Genomic DNA, 10869 nt, shown 5'->3' with positions numbered 1-10869 from the left:
GTAAGATAATCAAAGTAGATGAATTATCCGCTATAAGCAATATAATGAATCTGGAATCAACCGATTCAATAAGATAGGGATAGATAAAGATGAAAGTTGCCGTTTTTGTGGGACCCGGTAAAGTAGCCATACGAGAAATGGACAAACCAGTTATTCAGCAGCCCACTGATGCCATTATTCGTATTGTTCGTGCCTGTGTTTGTGGTTCAGACTTATGGTGGTTTCGCGGTATCAGTCAGCGCGAGTCTGGTAGCACAGTGGGTCACGAAGCCATTGGTGTGGTAGATGAGGTTGGCGATGCCGTAACTCATATTCGAAAAGGTGATTTTGTTATCGTCCCTTTCACCCATGGCTGTGGCCATTGCGCTGCATGTGAGGCTGGTTTTGATGGTAACTGCCTGAACAAACAAGATGGTGGCAATGGCGGCTATCAAGGAGAATATCTGCGTTTCAGTAACGCTGACTGGGCTCTGGTAAAAATTCCTGGTCAGCCACAGGATTATTCAGACGCAGTGCTCAATTCGTTGCTAACACTGGCTGATGTGATGGCTACAGGCTATCATGCGGCTTCCAGTGCTGAAGTTAAAGCGGGGGATACTGTGGTGGTGATGGGAGATGGTGCCGTCGGCTTATGTGGTGTAATAGCAGCCAAACTACGTGGAGCAAAACGCATTATTGCCATGAGCCGCCACCCAGACAGGGCAGCGCTGGCACAGGAATTTGGTGCCACAGATATTGTGCCCGAACGCGGCGAATCAGCTGTTGCAAAAGTTTTGTCCATGACGGCTGGAGCAGGCGCGGATGCGGTGCTGGAATGTGTAGGCAGTGAAGAATCTTTACAAACTGCTATCGCGGTTGCGCGGCCGGGAGCTGTTGTAGGTTGTGTTGGCGTTCCGCATCAAAACGAAATTAAAACAGGTGATATTTTCTGGCGCAATATAGGGCTGCGTGGCGGTATCGCCAGCGTAACCACTTACGATAAGAATTTGTTGCTTCAAGCAGTGTTGGATGAAAAAATTCAGCCGGGAAAAGTATTTACCCAGCGTTTTGCATTAAATGATATTCAGGCTGCATATGAAGCCATGGATCAGCGTAAGGCGATTAAGTCTTTGTTAGTTATTGATAATTAATTTATGATAAAAAATTCCCTGCCGGTAATTAACTATCTGGCAGGGAATATATTTTTTCAATAATGTTTTACATTGCTATGCTTTAAAATTAAAAGATACCTTTCATGCCTTCAGGGGTATAACGTTCGCCCTGAATGTTGATAGTATTTTTTAAATCATTTAAAGTCTGAACATCAGCTGCGTCCAGCTTTAACAGACTTGCCTGATTGTTTTCGTGCAGATATTTAGGGTTTTTGGTACCTGGAATTGGTACGATATGTTCCCATTGTGCCAGCAACCAGGCCAGTGCAATTTGTCCCATAGTGCAGTTGTATTTAACTGTCATTGGTTCGAGTGCCTGTAGAAGCCGTTTATTATGTTCCAGATTCTCATCCTGAAAGCGTGGGTTAGTGCGGCGGAAATCATTTTCAGACAATTCGTCTTTGTTTTGAATTTTACCAGTCAGGAAACCACGACCCAGTGGAGAGTAAGGCACCAAACCAATATTTGATTTTTTCAAAACTGGAAGGATGTCATCTTCAATTTCGCGTGTCCACAAAGAATATTCGGTTTGTACTACATCCACCGGATAAACAGCGCAGGCGCGCTGTAATACAGGCACAGATACTTCGCATAAACCAACATTGGCAATTTTGCCTTCTTTTACCAGATCAGCCAAAGTTTGCATGGTTTCTTCTATTACCGCATCTGGGTCAATACGGTGGATATAATAGAGGTCAATCTGCTCAATACCTAGTCGTGTCAAAGATTCATCACAGCATTTTCTGATATAGTCTGGATGGTTATTAATATTGCGGTTATATCCGGAAGTACTGTTTCTGTCTATACCGCACTTAGACGCGATTGTCAGCCCAGCGCGGGTTGAAGCCGGCAGGGTTTTTAATACTGAACCAATCAGCTTTTCATTAGCTCCGCGCCCATACATATCGGCTGTGTCAATTAGCGTAACGCCGCTGTCGATTACCTCATGCAACATTGAGCTTGCTTTAGCTGTATCAATGTCGCCATAGAATTCACTCAGCCCCATGGCACCATAGCCAATAGCTGAAACGGTTAAATGCTGGCCAAGTTTTCTTTGTGGTAGAGATTGAGTCATTATTGATTTTCCTATCAGTGAAATAATGCCAGAACTGTGTCTTTCAGGAATTTATCTTTTCGGCGCAGCTCTGAACAATGCTTAATTGCTGATACTGATAGTAATTAATCAAATCTGTTTAGAGAAATACAAAATTATTGATACAAAAAACATATCAATATGGTTGTAAATTTTTACTTATCACAAACATTAGCTTATGCTGATTCTTTAGGTAAATCTTGTTGTGTAAAGTATTCCGTGATGGCCAGAATAGTAGGATTATCCATAGCTGAAGTATGCCACAGAAGATGCATATCCATCGAAAGCATTTGTTCATATTTCGCAGTAAGTTTTTTATATACCACGCCTGCTACTTGAGCCTGTGCCATTGAATCAGGTAGTAGCAACATGGCTCTGCCCATAGCTATTTCCATAAGCATAGTCAAAAAATTTGGTAACTTTTCTTTTAGCAACAGTGGCTTGCTAAGTTGACTATTTACCTTTTGTAACTTATCGTACAAATTAGGATGCTGATAACGCTTACACCAATACAGCGGCAAATCCTGCACCATATTTAAATCAATTTCTTGCTCTACACTGGCAGGATGCTGCTCGGGCAAAGCCAAAACCAGTTTTTCCCGATGAACTAATAAACTTTTGGCTTGAAGGCTGGTGTTTTTATATTCAGAAATAATCACCATATCTATATTGCTTTTATTAAATTCAGCCATAAGTTCTTTGCAAGTATAATCTTGCTGTAACAAGTCGATATGTTGATTAAAGCGGCGGATAAATTCACTGAACAGTGGAATAAAATTAAAACCAAGAATCTTGGTAATACCCATTGTTACCTTACCAGCAGGCAAATTATGCACATAATTGACTGCCTGTGATAAACCTTCCAGCCAGCTTTTCGCTTTTTCCCTGAATTCTCTGCCTTGTTCGGTCAGCAACACATAACGGGTATTGCGCACCAGCAAAGTAGTTTGCAGTTTTTGTTCCAATTCCTTGATTTGCATAGATAGCGGCGGCTGACTAATGCCTAGGCGGCTGGCAGCTTTCCGGAAATTACCTTCTTCACACACTGCCAGAAAGTATTGCAGCTGCTTTATAGTTGGCAGATGCCGGCTGTAAAGAACTGAATTGTCTGGATGTAATTGTTCCTGAGGCGGTGGTGAATAAAGCATATTTTCCCCTGTTTAAAGTAATGAAAAAACAGCAATAGAGATAGTATAAATCAATTTAATTTCAAAAAAATATATGTATTCTGGTTGCGAAATGTTAATTTATTTATTTATTTTCATAATTTTGCCGGTATTTGCAATCTGTTGAAAAAAAATTCATTATGAGCAACTGATGATGCAGTATCTAAAAAAATGAAGCCAGTTACAAAGATCCAGACAGTGAAATTTTTACACTGAAGAATGGGTGTAATCAAACAGGTATAAGAGAAGTGGATACTGGTTTAATCTAATGGTCTATACCAACAGTACAGATGAATATCAAGAACAGGGTGTGAGTAAGTTTAGCTGAATTGGTAGGTTTGCAATGCCAATTCAGCTCGTGAACTTCTTTATTAGATTAAGTTTAATTGGCTAAAGATATATCCCGCCGTCTAAATATCATAACTGCTATAAGAAATAAGATGCAGGTATAGACAATATTGGCCGTAAAGGTAATATATAAATCTTTATCTACAGATTGAAAGTATGTGTTTTTGACTAATTCAATCAAATAATTATTTGCGTTTAAAGGGGATAATTTATAGATTAAACTATCTGGGGATAAATCAAAATAGCGTAAATTTATAATTTTCCACAGAATATCTGCAAAGAAATAATACATAAAACAGAAGGCGGTTATAAAGGCGGTACTGCTGGTGAAGGTTGAAAGTAGTAGTGCTAGAGAGGAGTAAAATATCGTTACGACTAATGAGAGTGCAATAAATAACACGATCGTTTTCAATATTGCATTGAATTCGGGCAGATGAGCTGTGGCCAATAGCTGTAATAATAAAACACCGATTGCACTTAATATCGGTAATACCGGCATAAGCAGAATAATGGAGCCTATTTTTGCTAGTAGTATTTTATATCGTTGGTAAGGGCGGGTAAGAATAAATTTGATTGTACCACGGGATATTTCTGTGCTCAGTGTATTAGATGCCATTAATATGGCAATATAATTTGAATAATAATAGCATATTGTCATCCCCCAAATAAATATCTTTTCTGATTTTTCAGGTGTAATAGCTGTATCTGATTTGCTGATGGCTAGATATATTCCGCCATAATAAAAGATATATACAAACAATAATATTAATGGCATAACAATTGTGTAGGTGGATTTACTAAGGTATTTACGCCATTCATTTAAAATTAACTTCATTATTTAATTCCTTTTTGATACTTTTGATTATCGTTATGAATGATGCTGAGGAATGATTCTTCCAGTGAGCTTTGGGTTAGTTTTATGCTCAGCAGGGGTATATTGTGTTCAATTAGTAGTTTGGCTATTTGTGCTCTTGGGTCTTCTTCAAATTGGTTAATCATGATTTCGAGACTGTTAAGCTGATTGTTTACCTGATAACCATGTTGCTGAAGTATTTCTTCAGCCTGTAATATGTTTCCTCCGACTTCTAGATGAATGATATTATTGGATTTCCCTAGAAAATCATGTATGGAGCCTGCATATATTTGTTTTCCTCGATTGATAATGAAAATATCGTTAACAATTTCCTGTAATTCGGAGAGGAGATGGCTGGAAATAATAATGCTGTTGCCGTCGCAGACAAAGTCTTTCATTAGGCTACGAAAATCTTTTATTCCCTCTGGATCAAGCCCATTCATGGGTTCGTCCAGAATAAGAACTTTAGGCTGATGAATGGTGGCATTGGCAACACCTAATCTTTGCCGCATGCCTAGGGAGAAGCCTTTTACTTTTTTCTTTTCTGCGCCTTTAAGTCCAGTATGAGCCAATGTTTGCATGATCTCTTCATTGGTGATGGCCCGGCGGCTCATATTGGCAAAAATTTGCAGATTTCTGAAACCAGACATGTAATTATAGAATTCCGGGTTTTCGATTATTGTGCCTAAATTGAATGCCGCTTTTTCAAAATCTTTCTGGATATCATAACCACAGATTTTGATTTCTCCGCTATTGGGAAACATTAGGCCGGTAAGCATTTTCAGCATGGTGGTTTTACCAGCGCCATTTGGGCCTATAAATCCCATGATGCGTCCGGGGGCAATTTTAAAGCTGATGTTTTCCAGAATATGCCGGCCTGAAATTTTTTTGGAAACTTGGTTTACTTCTATCAGATAATCAGTATTGCTCACGATAAGCCTTTCTTATTGTTTGTTTTGTTGTGAATCGATTTGATGCAAGAGTTTCAAGTTTTGCATATTTGTCTCCGATGAAAAGATATATGAATAATGATTTAAAAATATTTTTGAATAATAATGTATTATACAAAAATTAACAATTATATCTAATAAATATGCAGGGTAACTTTTATGTTTGTGCGCATTAGTTGATATGTATGAGTTTTTAGATTTTTGTGGTTTTTTGGGCTAGGATATTTAACAGATAACTTGTGAAATTGATTTAATCTACAGCTAAAAGGGTTTGATTTTTTTATTACGGATTAGACCTTGATAAGTAACCAAGTGTTTTATTCAGATTGATGATTTTACACTGAGGTATTGCGGCCACATTTTTTTAGAAATGAAAGTATGGCTACTAATATGTCATTATTTTTTATTAGTTCGTTTTAATCTTTTTTAAATCAATTGATTGGTTAAATTGGTATAAAAGTTGTTTTTAGATTTTTTTGAATATTTTTATATTAATAAATACATTGGTATATATTTTCTTGATTTTATACCCAGTATTTTAGGTACCTCTTTAAATTTTTGATATCGTTTATTTTTCAATAATGATTTAAAAACATTTTTATTAGGGCAACAAAGTTTATTTAAGGCTTATTAAAAGATTAGCAATTTTGTCTTTGTTGGTTCTAAAGTTCTTGGTTTATTAGGATTCTGAAAAATTTGGATTATATTGTTTTTTTACTAATTAGTATGAATACTGGAATGTAGCCCCAATTTGTGTTGAAGCTTGGCAAGCAGGATAGTGCTTGAGTGCTGGCTTGTTTGGATGATGCTGAAGTAGAAATTTTTAGCTCTAGAGAAGAATGCAAGTTGATCGCTACTGGGGATATATTTGTTGAATTCTTAACAAGATTGGCTAGTGTGAAAATTCTTGGGTAAGGCTGATAATAAAAAAGCACAGCATAAGCTGTGCTTTTTTATATTATNTGGCGCGGCGGACGGGGCTCGAACCCGCGACCCCCGGCGTGACAGGCCGGTACTCTAACCAACTGAGCTACCACCGCGCAAGTTTTACGCTATTGCATAAAACAAAAAACTGGTGGGTGATGACGGAGTCGAACCGCCGACATTCTGCTTGTAAGGCAGACGCTCTACCAACTGAGCTAATCACCCGTACTTGGGAAAGACGCTATTAAACCAGATATGCTGTCGGCTGGCAAGTGTTGGATGTGAAAAAATTAGCTTGTACCTTGTAATGACCAGTTTTCAAAGAGTATTACTTTGTCTCTAGGACCAAGTACGACAAGTGTATCTTCGGCCTTAAACTGAAAATCAGGACTGAATGCGCGTAGCTGATGTGCATTGCGGCGTACAGAAAGCAGTTTGATTTTTAGTTTCTCAAGTGGGAGTTCGTTGATGCTTTTGCCGACGAGAAAAGCATCAGGTGGTAGGGTGAAGGCTTGACGATAGTAATGTATGTTTTCTTCGGACAGTTCATCATCGCTGCCAGCAAACAGGCCTTCGAGCGCTTGGTAGCGGTTTTGGCGGATGCGCTGCATGATTTGATACACTTCATCAAATGGTTTGCCGGAACTGAGCAATGCTTGGCTGGCCAATGTCAGGCTTGATTCTTTTTCGTCGGAGACGATGTCGTCTGCACCCATGTTGGTAAACACTGGAATGTTGTCGTCGTTGGTTACGCGCACGATTACAGGCATGGTGGGTGCAATAAGCATAATGTTGTTGAGGATGTGTTTGGCCTCGGTCATGTTGTTGATGGTAATGAGTACGGTATTGGCTCGTTTCAAGCCTGCTGCCTGCAAAACTTCCTGTCGTTTGGCATCACCAAAGGTGACTGGTTCACCGGCCGCTTTGGCTGTGGCAACGCGCTCAGCATCCAAATCAATGGCATAGTAGGGTGTGTCTTCTTGTTGCAATATGCGGGCGATGCTCTGGCCGCAACGTCCAAAGCCGATGATAAGGATGTGGTCGGACTTGTTCATGGTTTCAACGAGTATGGTTTGCAAGTCAGCAGCCTGTTCGTCCCAGCTGCGTTTTACCAATAATCCTGAGAGTTTATCTGCACTTTTCATGATAAAGGGCGCCAGTATCATGGAGAGTAGGATGGCGGCGATGGCAGCTTGTTGCAAATTGAGTGAGATAAGTCCAAGCGCACCGCTGATGGCAAGCATAACAAAACCAAATTCGCCTCCTTGTGCCAGATACAAGGCTGTTTTTGTGCTGTCGCTGCTGTTTTCTTTCATGTAGCGGCCAATGCCGTAGAGAACCCCTGCTTTAAGGACAATGAGAAGAGCACATAGAACCAGTATCATGAGCCAGCTGGATTGTAATACTTGTATGTTTAGCTTCATGCCAATGGTGATAAAGAAAAAACCGAGGAGAATGTCGCGGAAGGGGCGAATGTCGTCTTCTACTTGATAACGGTATTCGGTTTCGGATATCAGCATGCCTGCAACGAATGCACCAAGTGCCAGTGACAGGCCGGCCAATTGGGTGAGATAGGCCACGCCAAGGGTCACCAGCAATACGTTTATCATGAAAAGTTCACTGGACTTGGTACGTGCAATTAAGCGAAACCATACGGGCATGATTCTGCTGCCGACTATCAGCAACAAACCAAGTGCCAGTGCCATAGTTAGAAGTGCTTTGCCCATTTGCAGTATTAGGCCGTCACTACTGTGTGCTAGTGCTGGAAACAGAATCATTAAGGGTACGACGGCTATGTCCTGCATCAGCAGTACGCCCATAATCATGTGGCCGTAATGTTGGCTGAGTTCGTTTTTTTCAACCATAATGCGGCTGACGATAGCGGTAGACGACATCGTCATGGCGGCAGCAAGGGTAAAAGCCCATGTAAGTTGAATCCCCATCAGCCCAAAAATGATAAACAGGGCTAGGAGCGTAAGGATAACTTGTAGTCCTCCTAGTCCAAGTACCAGCCGGCGCATGGCTTTGAGTTTGCCAATGGAAAATTCAAGTCCGATGCTGAACATGAGGAAGGTGATGCCGATTTCACCGATGAATTCAGTGGCATGGCTTTGGTTAATTAAATGCAGCCAGCCCGGACCGGCCATAAAACCGACGACGAGATAGCCAAGCATGGCGGGAATGTGCAGACGTCGGCAGATGATGGCGGCCAAAACGGCTACCAAAAGAATCATCACGACAGGGCCAAGAGAAATATGCATAATTCTTTGATTTTATTTAATTAAAATTTTATTATCATATTTTAACATAGATGTTTTGGCTTGTGCGGATAATCCTGAGTATTGCTGATTTTTTCAGGTGAGTTTATGTAAATATTTGCGCAATTGTTTTAATGCGGTCCATGCTGTGGCTTTTAAATGGCTTTGGCGCAATAATCTAGCCGGATGAGGAGAAATGACATAGGGAATGTTGTGCAGATTCTGAGCCAGCACTGATTGATCAAGGCGGCTGAATGTTTGTCCTAAAAGTAATATTGCCTGAGGCTGAATGTGTTTGATTTGTGCACTCAGATAAGGCAGACATGCTTGTAGCTGTTCGCTGGTTACTTTAAGACTAACATTGGGCGCACATTTTACTTGACTGGTATAGAAAACTTCCTCGGAGCTAATGTTGATGGCGGCGAGCATATTGCTGAGCAGTTGGCCGACTTCGCCGCTGAATAGTTGCTGGTTGCTGTCGTCAGGTGGTGCCGGATTGGTGCTGATAACCAGTAGACGAGCATTTGCCGAACCATAGCCAGATAGAGGCGTGCAGCGCTCCTGATGCAGGTTGCAGCGGGTGCAGGCAGCTAATGCTGCAGGTATGGCTTCGTAGCTGAGTTTTAAATTGTCTGTTGTGCTCTGGCTGCAGAAGTTTTGCCGTTCTTCAGTTTGAGTGGTGGTCGTGGTTTCACTAGCTGCTTGAGGTGGCTGCCTGATGATGTGTTGAAGGGCTGCGCGGTGTGATTGATGGATAGTTTCTTTTGTTGTTGGATTCTGTATGGCACTGGTACTGGAATGTACAGATTTGCTTGGTGGTGCAGGTTGCTTAGCTGTGACAGTTTGTGCCGGAGCTGGCTGTACGGGGAGCAGGCAGGCAGTCTGTGCCAACCACATCGGTCCCAGCCCGAGTGCTTCGTGTAAATACAGATAACGGCTGTCTAACATCGTTTTTCCATGATTATGGCATCTTCACCATTTTGATAATAGCTTTTGCGCAAGCCACAGTTTTCAAAACCATTGCGCTTGTACAGCTTGATGGCGCCCATGTTGCTGGAGCGTACTTCGAGCAATATACGGTCGATAGTCTCTGCTTGTACAATTTGAAAGAGATGATTTAGTAATTGCTGGGCATAGCCTTGGCGTCTGTGTGCTGGATGGGTGTCAAGCAGATGAATTTCTGCTTCATTCGGTATTTTTTGCCATACTAGCATGGCTACGATGCCATGTTCGGGTAGGTCGACAACCCAGATGTGCTGAGCTGCAGAGACGCTGTTGGTTAGCTGGGCTGTAGACCATGGTGATGGATTGCAAAGCTGTTCTAGCGTTTCCAAAACTGGAATGTCGGTTAGTTGAGCAGGACGTATGGTCATGCTGGCTGTCCTGTTGAGCGTCTGGCCGCTTGTTCGGTGGCGGTTAAGGCAATTTTGTTACGCACATAATGTAGGCTTGCTTCTGCAGCGGTGGTTACGGGATAGTGCCCGGTTAAAGCCAGTTGTGCATATACGTCTGCTTGCGGCATTTGGTTTTGCCCTGTGACGGGTAACTCAATATCCAATGCATAAGCGTTGCCGACACCGGTGCCATGGAGATGGCCGTTTGGCAGGTGGATGTTGCTGGCACTGTCAACGCGATAATCAGTGAGGCGGTTCAGATTACGGGTGTCATACCAGGCATAAAAGAGTTCGTTCATGCGGGCATCGGTAGCCGCCAGTACGCATGGTTGATCTGGCATCTGTGCAGCCACAGCGTCCAGACAAGGTATACCAATCAGAGGTAGGTTGTTCGGCAAAGCTAAACCGGTTGCTACCCCCAGTCCGATGCGAAGACCGGTAAAAGCCCCCGGCCCTTGTGCATAGACTATGCCATTCAGGTCGGCTAGGGTTAGGTTTGCTGTTTCCAGCAGTTGCCGGATACGCGGTAATATCAGTTCAGACTGTTTTGCGCCCACTGCTTCGTAAATGCTGTGGGTATGTCCGTTGTGATGAAGGCCTAATGATAGGTAGCCGGTGCTGGTATCGATCACCAGCAGACGTGAATTGGTACTGATCATGGTGTGTCAGAATGTTTAGATGGGTGGATTATACCTTTTTATAGCTTTTTAAATGACCCTGATGTCTGAGTTT

At 41.9% G+C, this 10869-nt stretch carries 9 protein-coding genes and 2 tRNA genes; 1 reads left to right on the top strand and 10 read right to left on the bottom strand.

Translation table 11 applies throughout. From position 1 onward, the window contains the following. Window positions 1-89: 89 nt before the first annotated feature. Window positions 90-1130, top strand: coding sequence for a zinc-dependent alcohol dehydrogenase family protein (locus J3U67_RS07200; protein ID WP_267404540.1), 1041 nt, complete (start codon window positions 90-92; stop codon window positions 1128-1130). Between the two features lie 88 nt (window positions 1131-1218). Here the strand turns inward: J3U67_RS07200 and J3U67_RS07195 are convergent, their stop codons facing one another. The 10 genes from J3U67_RS07195 to tsaB all read right to left on the bottom strand — a co-directional run bounded on the left by J3U67_RS07195 (window position 1219) and on the right by tsaB (window position 10796). Then, window positions 1219-2226 (bottom strand): aldo/keto reductase, encoded by a 1008-nt coding sequence (locus J3U67_RS07195; protein WP_267391237.1) that lies wholly within the window; start codon window positions 2224-2226, stop codon window positions 1219-1221. A gap of 194 nt (window positions 2227-2420) precedes the next feature. Next, complete coding sequence (locus tag J3U67_RS07190) at window positions 2421-3392, bottom strand: LysR family transcriptional regulator (RefSeq protein WP_267391236.1); 972 nt, start codon at window positions 3390-3392, stop codon at window positions 2421-2423. A gap of 400 nt (window positions 3393-3792) precedes the next feature. Further along, the gene (locus J3U67_RS07185; protein ID WP_267391235.1) at window positions 3793-4593 is read right to left on the bottom strand and encodes an ABC transporter permease; all 801 of its coding nucleotides are present in this window, start codon (window positions 4591-4593) and stop codon (window positions 3793-3795) included. After that, complete coding sequence (locus tag J3U67_RS07180) at window positions 4593-5543, bottom strand: ABC transporter ATP-binding protein (protein WP_267391234.1); 951 nt, start codon at window positions 5541-5543, stop codon at window positions 4593-4595. Before J3U67_RS07180 ends, J3U67_RS07185 begins: the two co-directional genes overlap by 1 nt. A gap of 981 nt (window positions 5544-6524) precedes the next feature. Next, window positions 6525-6601: transfer RNA gene (locus J3U67_RS07175), tRNA-Asp, on the bottom strand. Between the two features lie 33 nt (window positions 6602-6634). After that, a tRNA-Val gene (locus tag J3U67_RS07170) sits at window positions 6635-6710 on the bottom strand. Between the two features lie 65 nt (window positions 6711-6775). Further along, window positions 6776-8749, bottom strand: coding sequence for a cation:proton antiporter (locus J3U67_RS07165; protein ID WP_267404709.1), 1974 nt, complete (start codon window positions 8747-8749; stop codon window positions 6776-6778). Window positions 8750-8839: 90 nt separating this feature from the next. Next, window positions 8840-9691: a uracil-DNA glycosylase gene (locus tag J3U67_RS07160; RefSeq protein ID WP_267404538.1), complete on the bottom strand. Its 852-nt coding sequence runs from the start codon at window positions 9689-9691 to the stop codon at window positions 8840-8842. Continuing rightward, complete coding sequence (gene rimI / locus J3U67_RS07155) at window positions 9685-10116, bottom strand: ribosomal protein S18-alanine N-acetyltransferase (protein ID WP_267404536.1); 432 nt, start codon at window positions 10114-10116, stop codon at window positions 9685-9687. Before rimI ends, J3U67_RS07160 begins: the two co-directional genes overlap by 7 nt. Further along, window positions 10113-10796, bottom strand: coding sequence for a tRNA (adenosine(37)-N6)-threonylcarbamoyltransferase complex dimerization subunit type 1 TsaB (tsaB, locus tag J3U67_RS07150; protein WP_267404534.1), 684 nt, complete (start codon window positions 10794-10796; stop codon window positions 10113-10115). The genes rimI and tsaB overlap by 4 nt, the downstream gene beginning before the upstream one ends. Window positions 10797-10869: the final 73 nt, after the last annotated feature.

Origin of the sequence: Snodgrassella sp. B3837 (genome assembly GCF_026535955.1) — a bacterium.
Taxonomy (GTDB): Bacteria; Pseudomonadota; Gammaproteobacteria; order Burkholderiales; family Neisseriaceae; genus Snodgrassella; species Snodgrassella alvi_E.
This window is presented reverse-complemented; position numbering and strand designations above follow the sequence as displayed.